The following is a 22,455-nucleotide window of genomic DNA, read 5'->3' as shown; positions in this document are numbered from 1 at the left end:
GGGATTTACGCTGGTAACGCGGGGTGGAGCAGCCCGGTAGCTCGTCAGGCTCATAACCTGAAGGCCGCAGGTTCAAATCCTGCCCCCGCAACCAATATCCCTGCGATCCCAATAAAGCCCCATCACGAGGCTTTTTGCGTTTTTGCCCTTCGATCGTCCTGGCTCGGCTCAATAGTTTATCAAGTATTGCCCTCTCGTTGAGGAACTCTGTTTTCCTCTTGCCAGAAGCAAACGTCAGGATCGCGGCCAGATTGCCGCGCAGTACGATCACCAGTTCCGCACCATCTGGCACGAGATCAATGCGGTTTACCAGCGTGAGAAGCTTGTCGGCCGCCTGTGCCCTCGTCTCCTCGTTGCAAAGCTGGTCGTGAAGAGCAGCGATCTCCTCATGATGAAATTTTGCCAGATTGGGATGCCGCAGGGGAGGTGGCTCCTCCGCTTTGCGGATCTCGGATTACATAGAGGTTTCCGATGACTATGACACGTTTTTCCTGCAGTGAAGTCGATCTTGACGTTAGCAAGGCAAAGAAAGCCGCCCAAGCGGGACCTGTGATCATCACCGATCGCGGCCGGCCATCTCGTGTGTTGATGACGTAACACGAGTTCGAGCGCCTCACCGGAAAGCGCAGCAACCTCGTCGAGGACGAAAGAGCACGAACGGCTGATCCCCACCAAATCTCGTCGCCATGTTGCACACCATTAACTGGCAAATACTCTGGTCTACAATGCTGGCGCGCAACGCGCCCTAAACAATCCTAAACCCGCGCTTCCAGAACCATGTTGAAAGGCCCGGTGAAGGCTCGCCTGACGCTGGAAAAGCCACCCAAACGAATGACCTCTGAGAGCTTAGCTTCGCCGGCCTGAGCTCCCAATCCTTCACCAACCTCCTGGTCAAGTGACGTTGGCACGCAGATCATGGTTGAAGCATTGTAGTAAAGGCGGCCGACAGGATTCATATTGTCCGCTGGGCGGTCGCCCGCGATAGGTTCGACGATCATCCAGGTGCCGTCCTTTTTAAGGATACGAGACATGTGCCCCGCACACCCACGCGGATCACCCATATCATGCAGACAGTCGAAACTGGTGATGAGATCGAAATCCGTATCCTTGATGTCTTTGGCCGTCGCCGCCACGAATTTCACCCGGTCGTCCACCCCATGGCTTCGGGCATGCTTGTTGGCCTCTTCTATGGATGGCTCGTGGAAGTCATAGCCTGTGAAGCTGGCGTTGGGGTATGCCTCGGCCATAAGAATTGTCGAGAAGCCGACGCCACAGCCGACATCGGCGACCCGGGCGCCTTTCTCCAGTTTGTCCTCAACGCCATGAAGGGCGGGCAGCCACGATTGGACAATATTGTTCACGTATCCCGGCCGAAAGAACGCGCCCGTTGCGCAGAATAGGCAACCTGCAGTGTCACCCCATCGCACCCCGCCGCCGGTCCGGAAGCTGTGCTCAACCTTGGGCTCTCCCTCGATCATCGCCGCGACCAGATCGAAAGCTCCTTCGAGATAGACGGGGCTGTCCTTGTTGACGAACACCATGGCCTGCTCGGGTGAGAGACTGAACATCCCCGAACCGCTGTCGTAGTCGATGTAGCCGTTTGCCGCCTGTGCCAGCGCCCACTCCCTGACGTAGCGTTCCAACAGGTTACCGGAGGCTGCCGCAAGGCCTGTGGATGTTAGCGGTCCGGCGCGGTGCAACGTATCGAACAGGCCCAATCTCAAGCCAATCCTGACAGTTGGAACACTGAAGGCTCCCCCTAGATCGCCCAGCATTTTGCCAATAAAAGAATTCAGTTTTGTTTCGTCGAGCTGTGTCATTTCATTCCCCCCAATTAATTGAGTTGGCGGGCAAAGGCTGACCGAAAATTTACGCGTCAGTGAATGCTCGTAGGCGACGTAAGATAGCCGAATACCCTGAATTTGTCACGCAAACCAATATCGCTCTATCGGTGGTCCGCTCCTGACTAGCGTTACAGGTAAGAGTGATGGACGATGGCGCGGGGAAGTCGTAAACTGGCTTGAAGACCAGGCAACGATATACTCCCGGGAGGAAGCAATGCCTATCTTCATGGACCGGCACGAGCTTGCCGGAGTTTCAGCGGCGGATATCGCCGCGGCACACCTTAAAGATCTCAACATTCAGGATCAGTACGGCGTCAGGTTCCTGACCTACTGGTTTGATGAAAGGCGTGGTACGGCCTTTTGCCTTATCGATGCTCCAGACGCTGAAACTGCGCAGTGCGTACATCGGGAAGCCCACGGATTTGTCGCCAGTGAAGTTGTGGAAGTCGCTCTGTCCGCTGTGGAAGCGTTTCTCGGGCGAATACAGGATCCCTTGTCGCTTGCTACCATCTCGAAAGATATGGATGCCGGCCACCGTGCGATCCTGTTCACTGATATTGTCGGTTCAACCGAGATGACGGCCCGCCTTGGCGATCGTATGGCGGCGGAACTAGTCCGCGCACACGATGCCCTGGTTCGCGGTTGTCTCGGGCGACGGTCGGGGCGGGAGGTCAAGCACACCGGCGACGGCATAATGGCTGTATTCTCGTCCGTACCGTTTGCCGTGGATTGCGCCATTGATATCCAACGCGAGTTCCATCGCTACAACAGCGGCAATGGTGAGCCCATTCACATCCGCATTGGACTGGATTGTGGTGAGCCGATCGAGGACAGCAATGATTTCTTCGGTGCGACAGTGCAACTGGCAGCCAGGCTCTGTGCCGCGGCCGAGAGCGACCAGATCCTGATATCGGACAAGACCTTCCAAGAATATGGCAGCGCCGATGTCCTCGTCCATGGCAATCAATACAGACTGAAAGGATTTGCCGAGCCGGTCATCGCCTATCGTTGCGAGTGGCTGCACTAGCGACGTGATTTGAAATCTGATGTAGAAATGACCATCAAATGGTGATCTGCGCGGAGCCACCGTGCGGTTTGTTCGGTCGGGCAACACCGCCCTGATGTCTGGCGAGGTGTGGAAACCTGCCCCACCGCCGGGCGGCCGCTCTGCGAAGCCGGAAAACTCTAGCCTCAGCTGGTCCAGAAACCTGGGGCGGTTCAAAATGGGCCGGACTCTAATTTATTCTGGAGGAAATTCTCAGTGGCAGGTCACGGTCACTTTGCAATTCAATGTCGCCTTGGTTGGGAGCATATTGATGAAAAGTTCGGCATTAGATAGAAAAACCACAGAATTCCATTTCAGGCACTGATTTCCATGGCTAATTTGGGAAATCTATAAACGTTGCATGGCATCGGCCGCAAATAATGTACGTTGCGCCGCCAAGCGGTACGCTGCAATGGCGCTGGCAAGAGCGCGATCAAGGATCGATGGAATGGACTTGGCGTATCGCCTCCCGGAGGAATTCTTCACAGAGCGGTTTCTAGTCAGGCGGGTTCAACCATCTGATGGCGACGCAATCTTTGCTGGTTGGGCAACTGATCGTGAAGTGACGAAATATCTCACTTGGCGTCCGCACACAGACCTTTCCCAGACGCAGGAAGCTGCGGAACGCTCCTATCTGGAGTGGGAAGGTGGCTCCACGTTTCCAGCGGTCATTTGCCGACGCGAAGTGCCGAGCGAACTTGTTGGAAGGATTGACGCGCGACTGGCGGGACCGCGAGTTTCCTACGGTTGGCTTGTCCGGAAGGATCACTGGGGACAGGGCGTTGCGACTGAAGTGGTAAAATGGGCAATCGAGCATGCCCTTACCCATCCGATGATCTATCGCACCGAGGCAGCTTGTGATTTCATGAACGTGGCCTCAGCACGTGTGATGGAAAAGGCTGGTATGACCCAGGAAGCGTTGCTTCGGCGGTATCTTTTCCATCCAAATTTGTCGAACGAACCAAGGGACGCTTTCCTGTATTCCAAAGTTCGCTGAGACCGTCCCGGGTTACCAGTCCGGCTGTAGCTTTCCGCATAAACCAACTGGGTCTCTCACGACCGACTCCTATGCGAAATCCAAGGTAAAACCTGGATCATGTTCAGGATGATACGCATACAGCTCTAATCTCCCCGCGGCCTTCAGTCGCCGGACGGTGTCAACATCAGGATGCGCCCACCCTAATCGTGGCGATTCTTCACGAATGAATGGATCTCATGAAGCTGTTGGCTAATCGTGTGAACGAATGATATTTCGGTGAAGGGAGATTATCTGCGCGAGACGGATAAATCGTTGTTATAGCATGGTCGCAAAGAGGGGCGCCTGTTTGAACCCGCCTAAAGGCGTAGTCTTGGATTAGAATTGTTGGATAGCATCGCTAATTTCACTTCTCGCTCATGACGCCTCCGCCATCGCTGCATAGATGGCCCGACTGATATCGGTAGAAAACCGCCCGGCGCCAGACATGCCTTCAAATGCGGTATTGGTCAGGGCCACAACTGTCAGGCCGTTGCTTGGGTCAGTGAACCAGCTATGCCCGTAGGCCCCGCCCCAGCGCCAGGTGCCTGCCGGCTCGGCCACGCCTGCGGCCTGGCTGTCGCGCAGCACCGAAAAACCGAGACCATAGCCCCAGCCCGGCGATCCCTCGATGTCGATCCCGGCTATCTGGTCACGCGCCATCACGGACGCATGATCGGCAGTCATCATATCACCGCCGCCCTGCCGTAACGCTTCTATCAGCTGCAACAAATCTAACGCTGTGCCGACCATACCGGCGCCGCCTGAAGGAAAAGCCTTGGTATCAAACACCCGTGATGGATCCATCATGACGCTTGCCATACCGGGGAGCAATGGCAAGCAGTCCGGTTCGTGCATCCGGCGGGGACGTGGCGTGGCGTCCGCGTATGCAGCCGTAACCCGGGATGGATCGGAAAGCGCAAAACCGGTATCCTTAAGACGGAGCGGCTCGGTGACGAGCGTGCGGATGGATTCCGGCAAGGCGAGCCCTGTTGCCGCCTCAATCACCGCACCCACAACATCTATCCCCAACGAATAGCGGAATGCCGACCCCGGAGCGAAGGAGAGGGGGACGCCGGCAAGGCGCCGGATGTTGTCGGCAAGCGTCAGGTCGGAGCGGTCCATACCGTCCGACACGCCTGCTTGGGCGAGAGGCCCGCCTTCCGGCTCAAAAAAGCCGTAGCTGAGCCCTGCGCTGTGACTGAGCAGATGACGCAAGGTGATAAGAGCCGGTCGTCCCTCGAAGGTCGGCGTGAACGCCGGTAGCCATTCCGTGATTGGTCGATCGAGATCCAGTATCCCGCGACTGACCAACGCTAGGGCAGCCGCGGCGGAGAAGAGTTTCGAGACGGAGGCCAGTCGGAAGATAGCGTCAGTTCGCATCTCCGTGCCGGCATCCCGGTCGGCGAGCCCTGCTGCGCGGCAATATATTGTTTTGCCGTCGAGCGCGACAAGGACGACAGCACCGACGATGCGTTCGGCTGCAATCGCGCCGTCTATCACAGCGTCCAGGCGCGATACGATCGAAGAATTTGAGGATGTCATGAGAATTTCCTTTGGATCAGGGATTGGCAGCCGGTGGGAAGGCATGATGGCGTGCAAGAAGTGTTGTGATGAATGCCGGGACGAGGAGGATAAGAATGGCTGGGGCGAAGCCGCCAACGCCACTCTGCTGCAGGATCAACCCGCCGACGATACCGCCACCGGCGATGGCCAGGTTCCAGGCGGTGACCAACATGGATTGAGCAACATCCGCAGCATCGCCTGCGGTATTCGAAAGAGCGGTCTGAAACAGCGTGGCGGTTCCGCCAAAAGCGAGGCCCCAGACCGCGATTGCACCGTAGACAACCGCTGGGTTCTCACCCCATAGCCCAAGCGCCAGCGCTGCAAGCCCGAACAAAGCGATGCTGGCGAGCGACAGGCTTCGCAGTTGACGGTCAATCAGGACACCGACGATCCAGATGGCTGCCAGTGCTGTCGTGCCGAAGACCAGAAGCACAAGATCGGTCCGCGCTGCCATGCCGGCCTCGACCAAGAACGGGGCGATATAGGTGTACAGGATGTTGTGAGCGAGGACGAAGGCAATGGTGACGAACAGGACCGGGCGCACGCCGGGCAGAGTAAACACCGTGCCGAGCCCGCGGCGACGCTCCATAGGCTGGCCTCCGAAGTCCGGCACCTTTGCGATAACCCAAACAACCAGTACCAGAGTCAAGCCGCTGATGAGGCCAAAACACGCCCTCCACCCGAGGAGGGTGCCCAGAAAAGTACCGGCCGGAATGCCAAGCGACAGCGCGAGCGGCGTGCCCACCATGGCCACCGCGATAGCCCGTCCCTTTAGTGCCTCGGGCACCATGCGTGCCGCATAGCCTGCGAGCAACGCCCAGAGCAACCCGGCCGAAACGCCGGCACAAAATCGTGCGACCATCGTCAGCAGATAGCTAGAGGAGACGGCTGTAACTGTATTGGCGATTGCGAAACCGGCGATGGCAGCGAGGAGTAACCGCCGCCGTCGTATGCCTTGCGTCGCCGCCGTCAGCGGGATCGCGGCGATGAGCGATCCAATCGCGTAGATCGTCACCATCTGGCCCACCAGTGCGGCCGACACGGCAAGGCCCGCGCCGATCTGCGGCAGCAAAGCTGCGGGCAACGCCTCGGTCAGAATGGTGATGAAGCCGGCCATGGCGAGTGCGAGCAGGCCCGAGAGCGGCAGACGACGAGGTTGGGGCGGGTCGACGGGGGACGCGGCGAATAAGTGCATGTTTGTCATGCCTTGACCATAAGCCGGTCTCCGCGATTGGAGAATTATGCTAGAGTTCTCATCATATCGGACATAGATGTCCGCAATAGGGACCAGTGGATGGAACATCTCGGCGCATTGAATGCCTTCGTTCAAACGGCAGATTGCGGTAGTTTTGCGGGTGCAGCCGCGAGGCTTGGCGTTTCTGGCTCGGCCATCGGCAAGGCGGTCGCGCGGCTGGAAGAGCGGCTTGCCGTTCGCCTCTTCCATCGCTCGACGCGCTCGTTGACGCTGACTGCGGAAGGAGCTCTGTTCCTCGATCGCTGCCGCCGCATATTCAGCGAGATCGAGGCCGCTGAACTGGAGCTGTCGCAAATCCGTCAGGCGCCGCGCGGACGTCTTCGTGTTAGCCTGCCACTAATCGGCATGCTGATGATGCCCGCAGTCATGGCCTTCATGTGTGCCTATCCCGAGATCGAGCTTGACCTCGACTTCACCGACCGGCTGGTGGATGTGATCGACGAAGGTTTCGATGCCGTGGTCCGCACCGGCGAAGCCCGGGACTCGCGATTGATGATGCGTCGGGCAGGGGCATTCTCGCACCGGATCGTCGGATCGCCCGATTATCTCGCGGCGCGTGGCGTGCCTTCGACGCCCGACGATCTGCTCGGTCACGCCTGCCATCATCACAAATATCCGTCCACCGGCAAGCTGGAGCGCTGGCCGATGGTGGCGGACGGCGCGGCCCTGGAACTTGTTCTTCCCGTGACATCGGTAGCAAGCACGCTCGAGCCGCAGATCTGCTTGGCCGAGGGAGGCTTCGGGCTTGCATGCCTGCCGCAATTCGCGATCCGGGAGCAGCTCCGGCGAGGTACGCTGGTCAGCGTGCTTGAGGACTATATGCAAGAGGTCGGTGCCTTCCATATCCTCTGGCCGGCAAACCGGCATCCCTCGCCGAAGGTGTCCGCCTTCGTCTCCTTTATGGCTGAAAACCTTCTGCGTGAGCAACATAGGTGATTTGTCATTCGCGCGTTCGCACCACGCCTCGCGGCCTTAGGCCTCACTGGCGGCAACTGACGTTCGCTTGAAAGGAACAGGAGATCGTCCGGGCCTACGTGGCCAGCGTAAAGGTCAAGGCGCGCGACGATATTTCCGCCCATTCCGAAGGTCGCTCGCCAGCACTCGGCCAGCCGCCTGGGGCATGGCGTTCAGCGGTCGATTCGAGGCGGGTTTCGATCTTTTCGATCACCGATGAGCTTGCATACGGCATGATCGAACGTCAATGGGGTCGCATCATCACCATCGGTTCATCGGGCATCGCGCGGCCCATTGCCGGTTTCGCCCTGTCGAAAGCGGTTCGCGCCGCGGTCGCCGGGTGGTCGAAAACGCTGTCGACGCAGCGCGCGCCTCACTGGTCACGGTCAACATGATCCTGCCTGGCCGGAGTGACACCGACCGCGTTCGCGTGCCGGATGACATCAGGGCTAGAAACACCGCGCTTGAGCTAGCTGCCGTGCAGGAAGCGTCGCGAACGGACATCCCCCGGAGAGAACGAGTTCAATCATGGTCGGTCAAATATGCGTAGCTCGGGCTTGATCTCAAACTGGTAAGAACACCGATACCATGGTCAGCAACCAAAAATTCGAATCTTCCCGGTTCAAGACTAAGGGGGACATAACCGGTGTCGTTTTGTTGACTGCGGTCGACCACTTTGGCCCAGAGTCCGTAAAGCGCTGCGACGAATTTACTACTGTGGTCGCTGGAAAAAACCGGCGCTGGTACTAAGCCGCTTAAGTCGATTGACCATGTCTGTGCAAGCGTCGGGGTTTGAAACCAACATGGTGACGGGCATTAATCCGAACGGATGTAGTTCTTCGAAAAACCACGTACCTTCCCGATGAGTAATAAAGTGACCGAAATGCCGAGGGTCCAACCACCTCGACCCGTTGCGGCCCCGCAGGTGCGCGGGAAAGATATGAATCAGCTCAAGGAATGCGCCTAAGGACGGTACACGATGGCAGGTCGGCCACGTCCACTGCGCTGTTCTGCAGGGCCAAGGAAACATCGTCGGTGAAATCGTTTGTGAGCGCTTCGATGAGTCACCTTTGGACTGATACCGTATCTTGGTCACGGTAGCGACCGCGAATAAAGAGGACCTCTTCGTTAAGGTTGTGCTCCAGCAACTCGGCGCTAACACGAGCAATTCATCGGGAACGTGCCGTGATGCTTCGGAGACGATTTCCAGCCCACGGTTGACGGCAAGCTTGTTCAAAGTCCGCTAATGTCTTACCGGTCGTGTGGCTCTGAATGCCTTCAATTTCTTCCAGCATTTCCGCCAGAACAGGCTCTACTTTTCGCTCTACCATCAAAATGCTCGAACAGCCGATTGGTCGTTGTCGCGGCGAAGCATGGGATGGTGGCTATTGCGAGTGGTCACATCGACCTCTATGGCCAGCTTTTCTTCAAAAAGCTGCTTAACCCAAGTAGGTCCAGAAGCGAGAACTTTTTGGAAGGGTCTTAATCAATGAAAACGTCTAAATCGCTGGAAGAGCCGGCTTCATCCCGCGCTGTTGATCCAAATAGATAAGGCCCGTCCCGCCGATGCCGTTTATGGCGCGATCGTGCTTCTTTAAGCGTTGGATGGCAATGGTTCGGTCCATGACCCAAATGTTATATCAACCTCCGAAAACCATCTACATGCTTTACCTATTACAGACCGGGCGACATGATCGGGCCAAAGAGAGCTGCTGCGCAGCCTGCCCGGTCTGATCCTGGAGTGAATTTAGTCCATCCCGTCTTTCTCAGCCCGGTTCACGATATGGGTAAAGCGGCGGTGGATACCGATTTCCATGGCCAGCATTCGGCCGACGATGCGTTGATAACTGTCGATGTCAGTGGTTTCCACCGTCAGGAAATAATAGACGCCACCGCCACTGACTAGCAGGACACAATTTCCGCTTTGGCGCTGACAGCGCTCTAGAAGCGTTTGAAAACCACCGGCGATGGCTGGCCAGTGTTACGTCCATCAGCACCCAAACGGGCGGTTGTTCAGCCCTTGATAAGCGGGCGTGAAAACCAGTGACCACACCTTGTGCCTCAATCCGTTTCAATCGCGCCCAAGCCGGGGTGGTCGACAAACCAAGGGCTATGCCGGCGTCTGTTTGGTCAGGCGTCCGTGGAGCTTCATTGCCTCGATAATGCGCAGGCCTATTACATCCAGTTTCAGTTCTTCCTCCATGGGCCGCCGCAGACAGGTGCAGCGTGATGTAAGCGGGGTGGCTCGAACATGTTTTCATGATGCATATCGAAACATGCTTGACTATGATTTTTACATATGAAATGTTTTTTGCATCAACATAAAACAAGAGGGCGAACTTATGTCACTGTCGAAACCGGCCTTGCGTGCTTTATTTGCATCTGTGGCCCTGACTCTTCCCGGATTGGCTGTAGCCAATACGCTGAACGTGCAGATTACCGCTGATATCAGAAGCTCCCAACCGGGCATAAACCGCGATGCTGGCACGGATTCCGTCATGCTCAACGTGGTTGAAGGGCTGGTTGCTGCAGGTGAAAAGGGTGAAGTTCGCCCGATGTTGGCTAAGGAATGGACGGTATCCGACGATGGAAAAACCTATACATTTACGCTGCGTGACGGCGTGAAATTCCACAATGGCGAGACGATGACCGCTTACGATGTGCAGTGGAGCCTCGAGAAGCTCATTCGTGACCCGGAATTCAGCTGCAAGACATTTTTTGATGGGAGTCGCGACGCAAAGGTCCAGACAATCGTGGCGAAGGAAAACACGGTTATTGTTACGCTTGATCGTCCCGATGCGATGTTCCTGAACTACATGGCGCAGGCGCAGTGTGGATCCACCGGTATCGTGCACCGTGCCTCGTTCGGAGATGACGGCAAGTGGAAGGCGCCAGTCGCCACCGGTCCGTTTGAGTTCGGCGAATGGAAACGCGGGCAAGGACTGACACTGAAGAAATTCGCTGACTATTCTATCTCAGGAGAGCAGCCCGACGGTTACGGCGGACGCAAGGAAGTTCTTGTTGATGAGGTGAAATATGTTGTTGTGCCGGACACCGCAACGGCGGTGGCCGGTCTCAAAAGTGGCGCTCTTGATGTGCTGCCCTACCTGCCGCCGGGTGAGGCCGCAAAGTTGAAGGACGAAAAGGACTTCAACATTGTTGCAGCTCCTCACGGTGGCCTCGTGACCATGCTGTTCCAGACCGCCGATCCGTTGATGTCGAAGGTTGCAATGCGTCAGGCTGTCATTGCCGCGCTGGATACACCGCAGATCGTTGATTCCGTAACCTACGGGCTGGGTGTTCCCAACAATTCGCTCGTTGCGTCCGGCTCGCTTTATCATACGGCGGCACATGACAAGGGTTACAGTTATGACCCTGATGCCGTGAAGGCACTGCTGGCCAAGGCCGGTTACAAAGGCGAGAAGATCAACATTCTCACCAACCGTCGCTCGGCCATCAACTATGATACCGCAATCATCGCGCAGGCCATGTTGCAGTCTGCCGGTATCAATGCGGAAATCGAAGTTCTTGAATGGGCAAGCCAACTCGACCGCTTCAATAGCGGTAAATACCAGATCATGGCATTCAATTATTCCAACCGCACCGAGCCGGCGCTCGCCTATCAGACGGTTGTCGGTTCGAAAGCCGAGAAGGCCAATGCTGTCTGGGATGATGCTGATGTTAGCAAACTCGTCAATCAGGCGCTGCAGGAAACCGATCAGGCAAAACGTCAGGCGATCTTTGATGACCTGCATACCCGTTTTCTGGAGCAGGCACCTTTGGTCATGCTCGCTAACGGTCTCGATGTCGGCGTGTCCGGCCCGAAGGTAAAGGGATATCGCACCTGGCAGGGCTTCGCCCGCTTCTGGGGTGTTGAGAAAACCCAGTGAGAATGACTGGCGGATACTGACCATGCTGAAATTTGCCCTGAGCCGATTATTGTCGGCAGTCCCCACCCTGTTCATCGTCTCGGTGGCGGTGTTTGGCCTCATCCGCCTGATACCCGGCGACCCGGCCAGTCTGATGCTCGGCGATCTCGCCGATGCGGATGCGCTGGCCGCCGCCCGCAGGTCGATGGGACTGGATAAACCCGTGCCACTGCAATTTGTCATCTGGCTTGGCAATGCCGTGCAAGGTGACCTCGGCCACTCTGTGCTGAATGGCCAGCCGGTGCTTGATCTTGTGTTGCAGCGTTTTTCGACCAGTGCGTGGATGGTGCTGATTGCAGTTGGTCTTTCCGTTCTTATTGCCGTGCCACTCGGCATGGCGGCGGCATGGAAACAGAATGGGGGACTTGATCTTGCTATTGTTGCGATGTCCACTTTGCTGCTTTCAATCCCGACCTTCTGGTTGGGATTGATGATCCTGCTCGGCTTCGGTCTCAAACTCGGCTGGTTACCGGTACTGGGTTATGTTTCGGTCACTGACGACCCGATTGCCGGATTGATCTACCTGATCATGCCAGTGGCAACTCTGGTGCTACATGAAGTAGGCATTATCGTTCGTATGGCCCGTGCCTCGACGCTTGATGTGCTGCGGCTGGATTACATTACTCATGCCCGCGCCAAGGGGTTGGGTGAGGCGGCGGTGCTTCTGCGCCATGCGGCACGTAATGCTTTTGGCCCAACCTGGACGCTTATTGGCTTGGTTCTAGGCAACCTTCTTGGCGGTGTTGCCGTGGTGGAAACCGTGTTCACCATTCCAGGCCTCGGTAGACTGATCGTCGATTCCATTTACGCTCGTGATTACGCCGTCGTGCAGGGTTGCTTGCTGTTTGTGGCCGTCACTTACCTGCTCGTCAATCTGCTGGTTGACCTGCTCTATCCCCTGTTCGATCCGAGAGTGACTGCAGAATGAAACGCCATCAACGAAACCGTATCCTCGGCGGCGCCCTTCTCGCCTGTTTTCTCGGGGCGGCGCTTGCCGGACGCATCTGGACACCTTTCGATCCGATGCGCATCGATCTGCGCTCCAAGCTGCAGGCACCAAACGCTACTCATTGGCTTGGCACCGATGAATTCGGTCGCGACGTGTTGTCTCGGCTAATGACAGCAGCAGGAACCAGTGTCTCTATTAGCCTCGTGACGGTGTGCATTGCAGTTCTCGCCGGCGTGTCGTTTGGTGTTCTGGCGGGTTACGCCCGTGGCTGGACGGACCGCGTCATCATGGCATTGAACGATGCGCTACTGGCTTTTCCCAGCATGTTGCTGGCTCTGGCATTGCTGTCGATTACCGGTGCCAATATGTACGGCATCATTCTGGCGCTCGGCATTGCCTATACGCCCTCCATGGTGCGGGTGGTGCGCGGTTCGGTGCTGTCACTGCGTGAACGGGAGTTTATAGAAGCGTCCCGCATCATGGGCAATTCGGCTGTCTATACCATGTTCCGCCACATAGTGCCGAACTGCCTTGGTCCGGTAATCGTGCTGGCAACCTCCATGTTCGGATCGGTCCTGCTGACTGAGAGTGCACTCAGCTTCCTTGGTCTTGGTGTGCCTCCGCCAGCGCCGACTTGGGGCAACATGCTGGCCAGTGGCCGTCCCCACATCGCCGAAGCTGTCTGGCTCGGCATCTTCCCGGGTCTCTGCATCTCCCTGTCACTACTTGGCATAAATCTGTTCGGAGATGCGATCCGCGATCGTTTCGACCCCCGCATGCGAGGATTGTAAGCAATGAAACAGCCTCTTATTCAGGTCGAAAATCTTAGCCTTTCCGTAAACGGTATTGATGACCACCGTATCGTAAGCGATGTTTCGTTCAGCGTTGGTGCGGGTGAAATCGTCGGTATTGTCGGCGAAAGCGGTTCGGGAAAAACCATGGTGGCACGTAGTCTCATGGGTCTCCAGCCACCCGCTATCGCCATCTCGGGCGGCGATATCCGTTTTGAAGGCCGCTCTGTACCATCAATGAAAGGTAAGGAAATCCGCGCATTGCGTGGCTCCCGGCTGGGCATGGTGTTTCAGGAACCAATGACCTCGCTCAATCCGTCGATGACCATTGGCAAGCAGCTTGAAGAGCCACTGAAACTTCACACACGGCTGGACGCCGCTGCACGGCGCGCCAAAATTCTTGAGATTTTGCGGCGGGTCGGCATTCACGATCCCGAAGGTGCGTTGCTGGCATTCCCGCATCATTTTTCAGGCGGCATGCGCCAACGCATGATGCTGGCATCTGCCATGCTGCTGCGACCATCCCTGCTGATTGCGGACGAGCCGACGACAGCGCTTGACGCGCTGGTACAGCGCGAGGTGCTGGAACTGATGCTCGAGATGGTGCGGAGTGAAAACACGGCACTGTTGATGATCAGCCACGACCTGCCCATGGTGGCGCGCTACTGCGACCGCGTCATCGTCATGCGGCAGGGGGAAATTGTCGAGCAGGGTCCGGTTGCGGACATCATTTCCAATCCACGCCATTACTACACACGCGAATTGCTGCAATCCATGCCGATGCGTGGGCCGTTGAGAGACATTGATCCGCAATCAAAGCCCGTCATGGAAGTGCGCGGCATTGAGGTCACATACAGTGCCCGCGCAGGTTTTATGGCGCCGCGAAAGACCAAAAAGGCTTTGCATGGTGTCGACCTTGTCGTGCGGCCGGGTGAAATCGTGGCGCTGGTCGGTGCCTCCGGTTCCGGCAAGACAACGCTTGGCCGTTGTATTGCCGGGCTGGTGCCTGCCTCTGCCGGCCGCATTTTCTTTGCCGACGAAGAGGTGAAGCCGGATTCGCCCGTGTGGCGCAACTACCGTCTCAATTGCCAGATGATCTTCCAGGACCCGTTCGGCTCGCTCGATCCGCGCATGAAAACACGCGATATCGTGGCGGAAGCCTTGCGTCACGACACCACATCGACGCGGGAAGAAAAGCTGTACCGCACCCGCACCATTCTGGAAGAAGTGGGGCTCGACGGGCGTTATTCTGACCGGTTCCCGCACGAGCTTTCCGGCGGCCAGCGTCAGCGCGTGGCAATTGCGCGTGCCATTGTCGGACGGCCGCAGTTCGTGATCGCTGATGAGGCGGTGTCGGCGCTTGACGTTACTGTGCGTGCCAGAGTGCTGGAACTGCTGGCTGATCTTCAAAAACGATATGGTTTTTCGTGCCTGTTTATCAGCCATGACCTCGGTGTGGTCGAACAGCTCGCCGACCGGGTGGTGGTGATGCGTGATGGCGCTATCGTTGAGCAAGGCAATCGCGACGACATTTTTGATGCTCCGCAGTCGGAATATACGCAGGCCTTGCTGTCCGCCATTCCAACACTAACCCGCACCGAAACCGGCGTTTCGCTGAACTGGCGTTTCGCAGAAACGGAAAAACAGCAGGCGGACGCATTGCAATGAAATTGACAGCAGTAACTACGGATCTGCCAGGGGCAACACCCGCCTCGCGGGGCACAGACCCAGCGATAATCCTCGCCATGCTAGACGAGATCGAACGTCACGATCTCGAACTGCATAGCCTTCTCGTCTGGCAGGATGGTGCACTGATCACCAGCGCTTACTGGGCACCTTATTCACTTGCCCGCCCGCATATGATGCATTCCGTGACCAAAAGTTTTACCTCCATGGCTGTTGGTTTGGCCGTGTCGGATGGTCTGCTGTCGGTCGATGATGCGGTGCTGCAATTTTTCCCTGACTATGCAGGACCGGTCGACGATAACCTGCGGGCCATGAAGGTACGGCATCTGCTGACCATGACCAGCGGTCATGGGCGCGGCATTTCTGGAGGCTCCTGGCGGCGGGTGCTTTCAAGCTGGGTGGATGATTTCCTGCGCCAGCCCACACCCCACAATCCTGGAGAAGTTTTTGTCTACGACAGTGCTGCAAGCTACATGCTGTCAGCCATCGTGCAGCAGGTCACGGGACGGATGATCGCGGAATATCTCTCTGAGCGGATATTCCAGCCGATGGGCATGTCTACGAATATGACATGGGACACAGGCACTGACGGCGTCAACACCGGCGGCAATGGCCTCAGTTGCACCAGTGAGGACATGCTGAAGCTAGGCATACTGCACTTGCAGGGCGGTGAATGGCAGGGCCGACAGCTTCTGCCCCGGCAATGGGTGCAGGCCGCAACCGGCATGCAGATCCGGGACGTGGTACTCGGTGTTTTCACAGGAGACCACTATCTCGGCCCGGACGAAGTCGGAGATGGTCAAAAGGTTAGCCGGCGTGAAGGCTACGGATATCAATGGTGGCGTGGCCCCCATAACAGTTTTTCCGCCAATGGCCTGTTTGGCCAATATTGTATCGTCCTGCCGGAAGAAAATGCCGTCTTAGCATTTACCGGCGGGTTGGAAGACAGTGATCGCCGTGTCCATCAGCTTATTTATGACGTACTGCGTCCAGCACTCGGCAAAGGCGGTGGCACCCCTGAGAGCGCCGAGAAACTGGACGCACGTCTGGCTGGATTGCGGCTAAAAAATTTTGCAGACATGGCGTTTTCGGCGGAAAAAGTGCCGTGCGGCACATGGATGGTCGAACCCAACGATCAAGCTATCGAAAGCATCGCTCTTGCCGCCAACAATAACGAACTGAGTGTCACTCTTCGCTATGCGGATGGTGAACATCAAGTGCGGGCAGGATGCGGTTTTTACATTGAAACTGTTACCACAATACCCGGCGCAAAACTGCACCATTCCTACCAGCCAGTCGGCGGATTGAGGGTCTTGGCCTCGGCCCGGCTTCTTGAAAATGACGGTGCCGACACGGGTCTGGAAATGGATTGGATATTCGTTGAAACGGCGTTTCGCGATACTGTTCGCTTACGCTTTACAGACGGCTCTATCATCCTTTCGAGGCGGGTAAATGTCAATTCATCCGAGCTTGAATTTCCTGACATCAAGGGGCAACTGCTGGAGCAGCATGCAAGGGAGAAACAGCATGGTTGACAATGAACCGGTTGCGATTTCTCACATGACGCATGAGACATTTGCGCAGCGTATGAAACGCCCCGCAGTCATTCTCATTCCGCTTGCTTCGCAGGAAGAGCAGGGGCCGCACGCGCCGATGGGTGATTTCATGCTGACCGAACGGCTAGCGGAAATGAGCGCCCGGGCGGGGGACGGGCTGACAGCGCCTGTGCTGCCGTTTGGCCATGCTGAATTTTTCCGGGCGATAGCCGGTGGAATTCAATTGCGTGCTGCGACGTTCACCGCTGTGCTTGAGGATATCCTGACCTCCTTCCTTGATCACGGTTATGAACAGCTGCTGATTTTCAATGGTCACACAACGAATGCACCGCTGATCGATCAGGTTTGCCGCAAGTTGCGCCGTGAAAAAGGGGTGCTGATACCGGCACTGAACATTTGGCAGAGCTTGCCGGATGGCCTGTGGAAGACACTTTACGGTGATGACGCCGCGCGCGCGCGCGGTCACGGCGGTGAACCGATGACTTCGGTCTATATGCATCTTTTTCCCGAACTGGTTCGAACAGAGGCGATGCGCGATCCCGCGCCGCGTGGCAGCGTGTTCGGTCTGCCCGTTGGTGGTGTCTCTGCCACTCGTTTTGAGGGAATACCGGTCCAGATACCGCTTGACTGCACCGAGGTCGATCCGGCCGGTATGCTCGGTGGTCGGGCCTCATTGGCAAGTGCTGAATATGGTCAGGTGATTTGTGGCCATATAGTTCGCCATACTGCGCGGTTGATGCGCCATCTCGCCGGTTTCGATCCACGAAATGCCGTACAGCCTTTTGAGGCATCTGTCGCAGTGCCGTCGCAAGGAGAAAGCCATGACTGAATTACGTATCGGTGCAATGCCGGTTACGCCTCCCCAGGTGGTTATCGAGGCGTTGCAGCAGATTGAAACGGCCAGTGTCGGGCATCTGCGTCATACCGGTTTCATGACCGGTTCTATTCAAGCGGTCTTGCCGCAGCAACAGGCCCGTGCCGGTGTTGCCGTCACGCTCGCCATTCCCGCCATGTGCTCGACGCTGTTGCATTACGCGCTAAGCCAGGTGCGCCCCGGCGACATGCTGGTAATTGATCGGTTGGGTGACAGCCGCCATGCCTGCCTTGGCGGTGCGGTTGCACGGGCTGCGCGCATGGCAGGTGTTGCCGGTGTCATCATTGACGGGCCGTGTACCGATGTCGCGGAAATCATCGCCGAAGGGCTGCCCGTCTGGTGCCGCGGTGTTTCGTCTGTCACCACCCGCCAGCTTGATCTTGGTGGCACATTCAATCGACCGATCGCCTGTGGTGGTGTGCCGGTTTTGCCGGGCGATATCGTATTGGCGGATGCTTCCGGCGTGGTGGTGCTGCCCGCAGATGAGGCGGCAGACATAGCTGATATCTGCATAGCCCGTGAGACACGTGTTGCCCGCACCATGCAGCGGCTGCTCGATGGCGAAAAGCTCGGTGACATCACCCGCGCGGTGGACAAGTTGAACGCGCGCCTCAAGCCAGGCGCAACGGAAGGAACACAAAAGTGACCCCGCTCTATGGCCAGTTGCAAGATATAACGCTGGAGGGCGTACTTTCGGTGATTGCACCCCGCACGCCTCTGGCTCCGATGGTGTTTGACAGCCCCCATAGCGGTCTGGACATGCCTAGGGGATTCCACCCTGCTGTTTCCGCAGAGCGAGTGAGAATAGCCGCAGACACCCATATCGATGATCTGTTTTCGTCGGCATGTGATGTCGGTGCGCCGTTATTGAGCGCGCGTTTTCCCCGCAGTTTTCTCGATGTGAACCGGTCCTTGCTCGATATGGACACCCAGCTTGTGGACGGTGATTGGCCTCATCCAGTGCGTGAAAGCGCAACGGCGAAACGCGGCATGGGGTTGATGTGGCGTTACGCCTGGGGCGATGAGCCAATGTATGCGGCACCCATGAGTGTGGCGGAAGCTGAGACGCGGATCGTCACCTACTGGCAGCCCTACCATGAACATTTGGCTGGCCTGCTGAATGCCGTCTACAGCCGGTTTGGCCGTGTTTATCACATCAACTGCCATTCGATGACCGCCGTTGGCCATGCGATTTCGTCTGATCCGGCGGGAACGGTGCGGGCAGATATTTGCCTTGGCGATTTGCACGGCGGGTCAGCCTCCAGCGAATTTATAGCGCTGATCACCGAAACTCTTGAAGCGCAGGGGCTGGTCGTTGCGCTCAACAAGCCTTTTCGTGGGGCGGAACTCGTTGCAGCCTATTCGAATCCGGCCCTTCAACGACACAGTGTGCAGTTTGAAATTAACCGCAAGCTCTACATGGACGAGGCAACTCGCGAGCGTAACGATGGTTACGAGGCATTAAAGGGCGTGCTTGCCCGTATGAACCGCGTGCTGGCTGATTACGCCAGCCAGCAACCACCGAAAAAACTTTAAAGGGAATTGTCTCATGTTCGTCCAGCAAAAGGCCGTGCCACTCAATTTTTATCGCCGTGGCCGCACACCGATCTTTGCTTCGCGCATGGATCAGCGCTTTTCGTGGTGCTGCTATATTCCCGAAGGATATGATCCGGCCGGTGAAACCGTGCATCCGCTTGCCGTCCTTGTTCATGGCAGCCTGCGCGACGCTGATATCCTGCGCGACGAATTCATCGACTTTGCCGAACAGCATCAATGCGTCCTGCTGGCACCGCTTTTCCCGGCGGGTATTGATGATGCTGATGATCTGCACAATTACAAACACATGATCTATCACGGTATTCGTTACGATCTTGTTCTGCTGGACATGATTGATGAGCTGGCGACGCGTTACCGTGTCGAGAAGGAAAAGGTGTTGATGCACGGCTTTTCCGGTGGTGCGCAATTTGCCCATCGTTTTTTCTATCTTCACCCGCGCCGACTTCGTGCCGTTTCGGTGGGTGCACCCGGTACCGTCACGCTTCCCGATGATCGCGCCAATTGGTGGGTCGGTTTGAACGGCATGGAAGAGATATTCGGCCAGCCCATTGATATCGACGCGATGCGTCAGGTGGCCGTGCAGCTGGTGATCGGTGACGCGGATGTCGAAACCTGGGATGTCACCGTCGGGCCAAAATCACCCTTCTGGATGGAGGGCATAAATGATAGCGGTGAAACCCGCGTTGAGCGTTTGCGCGCCTTGGAAAAGGGCCTGAAGGCGGTTGGTGTCGAACCGCGTTTCGATAGGGTTGCCGGCATCAGCCATAATGGCACCGGTATTCAGCCGCCCGTCAAGGCATTCTTCTCGGCAGTTCTCGAAGGCTGAGGAACTATCGGCTTGGCCGGAGACTACGACGTCGATCAGTCTTCGGGCCGAACAGATGTGGCGACCCATCGCGCCACATTTTTTATGCCCTCGGGTTGACCAATCGTGACGCAGCGTGTGTTGACCGCAAACTCGGGTCTGTCAACGGTTACAGTAGCGTGTTGCGTGCCGATCGTTGCGCAGAAATGAACTTGGTCCGCGTTGGAAATGCCGCTCTCCGTCTTATGAAGTGTCACCGCCCCTGTTGTGCCGCGCTGTCCTGCCCATTCCAGCAGCGCGATTTCCGCCGTCTGTGCAGGCGCGTCGTAGGAGGGGTTGCCGCGATAGGCGGGCAGGTAGGGAGTGCCCTGTTCAAGGCAGGTGAGAAAATCGCCAACCTGCGATGGCTCTAGTCGGCTATAGCGGGCTCTGTGCGGCAAAACGACAAGTGAGGCGGCAAAACGGCATCCGCCGAGATGGGTGGATTGCAGGATACGGAAGCGACTTGGATTTGCTGCCTGTCGCAGGGCCTTCCATGTCGCAAAGCCGTAACGGGCGCAGCAAGGGTCCTGCTTGCCATCGGTGCAGCACACGATGGTCATGCGTGGGTCATGTGTACCGTCAAGCACGCCTCCACCGGCAATATGCAGCAGCAGCCGTTCGGCTTCCTCAGGTGTCACATGGTCTCTGACAATACCCTGATGCGTGAACCCAACGTCGTCGCCATCCACCAACGCAACGTGAATGCCCGCCGCATTGGCAGCCAAAATTGCCTGCCCGAGCCCTTCTGGCATATTGTGCGATTTGATGCGTGGCACACGCCATTCACCGCGCGGCCAGTGCAGCAGCACATAGCTTTTTGACGATGGGCCAAGTCCCGACGCCGGTTCGCCGCGCTCAGTACACAGGTCACGACAAAAGATACGTGCAGCCATCTGCGATCAATCCCCGAGGCGGGCAGGGCGCGCCTCGCCACTGACGGAAGAACGGCTGAGATGGCGGAAGAGGATGGCCGAAGCCAGCTTTCGGTCATCGCTTTTGATGGCTTCGAGGATTGCCAGGTGGTCTCGCGCCGCCTTGCGTACGCCCGCTTCACTCAGTTCAGCAAATTCCGCATATTCCGTCATGCGCCGCAGGCTGTTTTGGCGGTGGATCGCCTGTTCGAGAAAGCGGTTGTTTGCCCAGGAAACCACGGTTTCGTGGAAGCGGGCATTTGCCTCAAACCAGGCCGATCCTTCAATCGATGCCAATGGGGCGTTAAGCAAAGCCGTCTGTTCACTTTCCAGCGCCAGCAGCATCTCCATGTCCGCCCGGAATGTATCTTCCATTACGGCGCCGCATTCGATGATGGCGCGGAAGGCGTAACTTTCATTGACCGCCTGACGGTTGTCTAGGCATTCGGCAAAACGCCAGCCGTGCCCGTCACGCCGTTCTGCAAGTCCTTCAGCAGACAGGCGCATGAGCGTGCGGCGCACGACGCCGCGTGACGTGCCGAAGTGCTCCAGCAATTCTGTTTCGGACGCTTCGCTGCCGATCAGACCGTTTGCTCTCGCATGCATAATCTGCCGGTACAGCACATCCATCCCAGATGGGGGCACAACTTCTTCAAAGCGATCATCGCCGGTTGGCACTCGCACCAACACAAAACCACGATTATCGGTTTGCGCTAGAAGACCCTTTTCAGAAAGGAATTGCAGTACCTGTCGAACTGGCGTACGCGAGATGCCGAATTCGCGGGCGAGAGCCGCATCCGAGATCTTCCCACCGATTGGCCACTTACCCGCACGGACAATCGGTATCAGTTTTCGAACAACTTCAATCTGTAAAGGACTAAGAGCGCCGTTCGCAACACTCTTTGAGCCTAGGATGCCACTTCTCATAGCCACTTATTACACGCCCAATCTATAAAATGATTTATGCGTCATCATAATACAAATCGACTGTCAATCTGAAGCGAATAATCGGTTGTAAGCCACTTTTCGTCGCCTTTACATTTCGCGAAAGCAGATAGTCGCTTGGAGGGTTAATTCTAATGCCGGACTGGACGCCATATCGACTTATACATAGATCAGGCAACTGAATGAAATGAGCGCGGTTATGGGGAGGTTTTATCACTCTCGTTAGCCGTCAACTACACCCAACTCGAAGTATGGCGTCAACGATGAACGGTAGCCGCAGGAATCGTGTGTTGCGAGCCCCCGCAACCAATATTCCAAAAACCCATGGCATCAGCCGCGAAGGTTTCGCGGTATGGGCATGAGCACAATGCTCACACAAACGGGTCCTTAATTCGCCACAACGACGGGCCTCAGTCAGCAGCCAGATATTCAACCGAGCGAAATTCTTGACTGCGCAAGTGCGCCAGGTCTTCATCCAGTTGGCTAAGTCGCATCATATGTGCGGTGATCTGTAATGAGATGATGTGCCGGTCGTCTATAGAGAAACGTTCCCACCTCTTGAGATTGTCGATGACCTCAATGAGGTCGAGACGTTCTTGTTCAAGTTTCTCCAAATTCCAGATCATCGCAGCCGGCCTCCCGATTTGACTTGCGTGAAACGTAGCATGGCCGGATCGGTTCAAACCGATAAGATTTAGCGTAAATTTTATCTAAATTGTAAGTTGCTCCGA

General features: G+C 56.8%; 20 protein-coding genes, 1 tRNA gene and 1 pseudogene. 15 read left to right on the top strand and 7 right to left on the bottom strand.

Annotated features, from left to right (window positions below; genetic code table 11):
* The first annotated feature begins 17 nt into the window (after positions 1–17).
* Positions 18–94 (top strand) — tRNA-Met (locus ACQZ45_RS26700).
* Between the two features lie 377 nt (positions 95–471).
* Positions 472–594: pseudogene (locus ACQZ45_RS26695) on the top strand (type II toxin-antitoxin system Phd/YefM family antitoxin); the annotation flags it as partial.
* A 161-nt stretch (positions 595–755) separates the two neighbouring features.
* Here the strand turns inward: ACQZ45_RS26695 and ACQZ45_RS26690 are convergent.
* On the bottom strand, positions 756–1,820 hold the full coding sequence (locus tag ACQZ45_RS26690; RefSeq protein ID WP_076846201.1) for a class I SAM-dependent methyltransferase: 1,065 nt from the start codon (positions 1,818–1,820) through the stop codon (positions 756–758).
* Positions 1,821–2,058: 238 nt separating this feature from the next.
* Here ACQZ45_RS26690 and ACQZ45_RS26685 point away from each other — a divergent pair, with 238 nt between their 5' ends.
* Together ACQZ45_RS26685 and ACQZ45_RS26680 are read left to right on the top strand one after the other, a co-directional pair.
* On the top strand, positions 2,059–2,871 hold the full coding sequence (locus ACQZ45_RS26685; protein ID WP_076846200.1) for a nickel-binding protein: 813 nt from the start codon (positions 2,059–2,061) through the stop codon (positions 2,869–2,871).
* A gap of 379 nt (positions 2,872–3,250) precedes the next feature.
* Positions 3,251–3,886, top strand: coding sequence for a GNAT family N-acetyltransferase (locus ACQZ45_RS26680; protein ID WP_236742562.1), 636 nt, complete (start codon positions 3,251–3,253; stop codon positions 3,884–3,886).
* 396 nt (positions 3,887–4,282) lie between these two features.
* On the opposite strand, the gene ACQZ45_RS26675 is transcribed toward ACQZ45_RS26680, so the two are convergent.
* Positions 4,283–5,449 carry a serine hydrolase domain-containing protein gene (locus ACQZ45_RS26675; RefSeq protein WP_076846199.1) on the bottom strand — a complete coding sequence of 389 codons (1,167 nt, stop codon included), beginning with the start codon at positions 5,447–5,449 and terminating at the stop codon, positions 4,283–4,285.
* A gap of 16 nt (positions 5,450–5,465) precedes the next feature.
* A complete protein-coding gene (locus ACQZ45_RS26670) occupies positions 5,466–6,674 on the bottom strand; it encodes an MFS transporter (RefSeq protein WP_448742623.1) in 1,209 nt (402 codons plus the stop codon).
* A gap of 90 nt (positions 6,675–6,764) precedes the next feature.
* On the opposite strand from ACQZ45_RS26670, the gene ACQZ45_RS26665 reads away from it, so the two are divergent.
* A complete protein-coding gene (locus ACQZ45_RS26665; RefSeq protein ID WP_421612188.1) occupies positions 6,765–7,661 on the top strand; it encodes a LysR family transcriptional regulator in 897 nt (298 codons plus the stop codon).
* 98 nt (positions 7,662–7,759) lie between these two features.
* Positions 7,760–8,074: an SDR family NAD(P)-dependent oxidoreductase gene (locus ACQZ45_RS26660; RefSeq protein WP_421612187.1), complete on the top strand. Its 315-nt coding sequence runs from the start codon at positions 7,760–7,762 to the stop codon at positions 8,072–8,074.
* A 1,087-nt stretch (positions 8,075–9,161) separates the two neighbouring features.
* Here the strand turns inward: ACQZ45_RS26660 and ACQZ45_RS26655 are convergent.
* Complete coding sequence (locus ACQZ45_RS26655) at positions 9,162–9,311, bottom strand: nucleotidyltransferase domain-containing protein (protein ID WP_421612186.1); 150 nt, start codon at positions 9,309–9,311, stop codon at positions 9,162–9,164.
* Between the two features lie 773 nt (positions 9,312–10,084).
* Between ACQZ45_RS26655 and ACQZ45_RS26650 the strand changes: the two genes are divergently transcribed.
* The 9 genes from ACQZ45_RS26650 to ACQZ45_RS26610 are packed head-to-tail and all read left to right on the top strand — an operon-like array spanning position 10,085 to position 19,847.
* Positions 10,085–11,569, top strand: coding sequence for an ABC transporter substrate-binding protein (locus ACQZ45_RS26650; protein ID WP_448742622.1), 1,485 nt, complete (start codon positions 10,085–10,087; stop codon positions 11,567–11,569).
* Between the two features lie 22 nt (positions 11,570–11,591).
* Positions 11,592–12,536 (top strand): ABC transporter permease, encoded by a 945-nt coding sequence (locus ACQZ45_RS26645; RefSeq protein ID WP_111796705.1) that lies wholly within the window; start codon positions 11,592–11,594, stop codon positions 12,534–12,536.
* On the top strand, positions 12,533–13,348 hold the full coding sequence (locus tag ACQZ45_RS26640) for an ABC transporter permease (protein WP_038495639.1): 816 nt from the start codon (positions 12,533–12,535) through the stop codon (positions 13,346–13,348). Before ACQZ45_RS26645 ends, ACQZ45_RS26640 begins: the two co-directional genes overlap by 4 nt.
* 3 nt (positions 13,349–13,351) lie before the next feature.
* The gene (locus tag ACQZ45_RS26635) at positions 13,352–15,016 is read left to right on the top strand and encodes an ABC transporter ATP-binding protein (RefSeq protein WP_421612184.1); all 1,665 of its coding nucleotides are present in this window, start codon (positions 13,352–13,354) and stop codon (positions 15,014–15,016) included.
* Positions 15,013–16,569, top strand: coding sequence for a serine hydrolase domain-containing protein (locus ACQZ45_RS26630; protein ID WP_448742621.1), 1,557 nt, complete (start codon positions 15,013–15,015; stop codon positions 16,567–16,569). The genes ACQZ45_RS26635 and ACQZ45_RS26630 overlap by 4 nt, the downstream gene beginning before the upstream one ends.
* Positions 16,562–17,419, top strand: coding sequence for a creatininase family protein (locus ACQZ45_RS26625; protein WP_065659432.1), 858 nt, complete (start codon positions 16,562–16,564; stop codon positions 17,417–17,419). Before ACQZ45_RS26630 ends, ACQZ45_RS26625 begins: the two co-directional genes overlap by 8 nt.
* Entirely contained in the window at positions 17,412–18,110 is a 699-nt protein-coding gene (locus tag ACQZ45_RS26620; RefSeq protein ID WP_065659433.1) for an RraA family protein, read from the top strand. The genes ACQZ45_RS26625 and ACQZ45_RS26620 overlap by 8 nt, the downstream gene beginning before the upstream one ends.
* The gene (locus ACQZ45_RS26615) at positions 18,107–19,000 is read left to right on the top strand and encodes an N-formylglutamate amidohydrolase (protein WP_065659434.1); all 894 of its coding nucleotides are present in this window, start codon (positions 18,107–18,109) and stop codon (positions 18,998–19,000) included. The genes ACQZ45_RS26620 and ACQZ45_RS26615 overlap by 4 nt, the downstream gene beginning before the upstream one ends.
* A 13-nt stretch (positions 19,001–19,013) precedes the next feature.
* Entirely contained in the window at positions 19,014–19,847 is an 834-nt protein-coding gene (locus ACQZ45_RS26610; RefSeq protein ID WP_003518948.1) for an alpha/beta hydrolase family protein, read from the top strand.
* 35 nt (positions 19,848–19,882) lie between these two features.
* Here ACQZ45_RS26610 and ACQZ45_RS26605 read toward each other — a convergent pair whose 3' ends face one another.
* The 3 genes from ACQZ45_RS26605 to ACQZ45_RS26595 form a co-directional block, all read right to left on the bottom strand.
* Positions 19,883–20,761 carry a sucrase ferredoxin gene (locus ACQZ45_RS26605; RefSeq protein ID WP_212509469.1) on the bottom strand — a complete coding sequence of 293 codons (879 nt, stop codon included), beginning with the start codon at positions 20,759–20,761 and terminating at the stop codon, positions 19,883–19,885.
* A gap of 6 nt (positions 20,762–20,767) precedes the next feature.
* Entirely contained in the window at positions 20,768–21,706 is a 939-nt protein-coding gene (locus tag ACQZ45_RS26600) for a GntR family transcriptional regulator (RefSeq protein WP_065659436.1), read from the bottom strand.
* Between the two features lie 428 nt (positions 21,707–22,134).
* On the bottom strand, positions 22,135–22,350 hold the full coding sequence (locus tag ACQZ45_RS26595) for a hypothetical protein (protein ID WP_065659437.1): 216 nt from the start codon (positions 22,348–22,350) through the stop codon (positions 22,135–22,137).
* Positions 22,351–22,455 lie beyond the last annotated feature (105 nt).

The organism is Agrobacterium sp. 16-2014-1-2a (assembly GCF_053522705.1).
This window is presented reverse-complemented; position numbering and strand designations above follow the sequence as displayed.

Bases quoted from the DNA above. Each gene is read 5' to 3' on its own strand.
- ACQZ45_RS26690 (WP_076846201.1), bottom strand. From the start codon at position 1,820: ATGACACAGCTCGACGAAACAAAACTGAATTCTTTTATTGGCAAAATG.
- ACQZ45_RS26685 (WP_076846200.1), top strand. From the start codon at position 2,059: ATGCCTATCTTCATGGACCGGCACGAGCTTGCCGGAGTTTCAGCGGCG.
- ACQZ45_RS26680 (WP_236742562.1), top strand. From the start codon at position 3,251: ATGGCATCGGCCGCAAATAATGTACGTTGCGCCGCCAAGCGGTACGCT.
- ACQZ45_RS26675 (WP_076846199.1), bottom strand. From the start codon at position 5,449: ATGACATCCTCAAATTCTTCGATCGTATCGCGCCTGGACGCTGTGATA.
- ACQZ45_RS26670 (WP_448742623.1), bottom strand. From the start codon at position 6,674: ATGACAAACATGCACTTATTCGCCGCGTCCCCCGTCGACCCGCCCCAA.
- ACQZ45_RS26665 (WP_421612188.1), top strand. From the start codon at position 6,765: ATGGAACATCTCGGCGCATTGAATGCCTTCGTTCAAACGGCAGATTGC.
- ACQZ45_RS26645 (WP_111796705.1), top strand. From the start codon at position 11,592: ATGCTGAAATTTGCCCTGAGCCGATTATTGTCGGCAGTCCCCACCCTG.
- ACQZ45_RS26640 (WP_038495639.1), top strand. From the start codon at position 12,533: ATGAAACGCCATCAACGAAACCGTATCCTCGGCGGCGCCCTTCTCGCC.
- ACQZ45_RS26635 (WP_421612184.1), top strand. From the start codon at position 13,352: ATGAAACAGCCTCTTATTCAGGTCGAAAATCTTAGCCTTTCCGTAAAC.
- ACQZ45_RS26630 (WP_448742621.1), top strand. From the start codon at position 15,013: ATGAAATTGACAGCAGTAACTACGGATCTGCCAGGGGCAACACCCGCC.
- ACQZ45_RS26625 (WP_065659432.1), top strand. From the start codon at position 16,562: ATGGTTGACAATGAACCGGTTGCGATTTCTCACATGACGCATGAGACA.
- ACQZ45_RS26620 (WP_065659433.1), top strand. From the start codon at position 17,412: ATGACTGAATTACGTATCGGTGCAATGCCGGTTACGCCTCCCCAGGTG.
- ACQZ45_RS26610 (WP_003518948.1), top strand. From the start codon at position 19,014: ATGTTCGTCCAGCAAAAGGCCGTGCCACTCAATTTTTATCGCCGTGGC.
- ACQZ45_RS26605 (WP_212509469.1), bottom strand. From the start codon at position 20,761: ATGGCTGCACGTATCTTTTGTCGTGACCTGTGTACTGAGCGCGGCGAA.
- ACQZ45_RS26600 (WP_065659436.1), bottom strand. From the start codon at position 21,706: ATGAGAAGTGGCATCCTAGGCTCAAAGAGTGTTGCGAACGGCGCTCTT.
- ACQZ45_RS26595 (WP_065659437.1), bottom strand. From the start codon at position 22,350: ATGATCTGGAATTTGGAGAAACTTGAACAAGAACGTCTCGACCTCATT.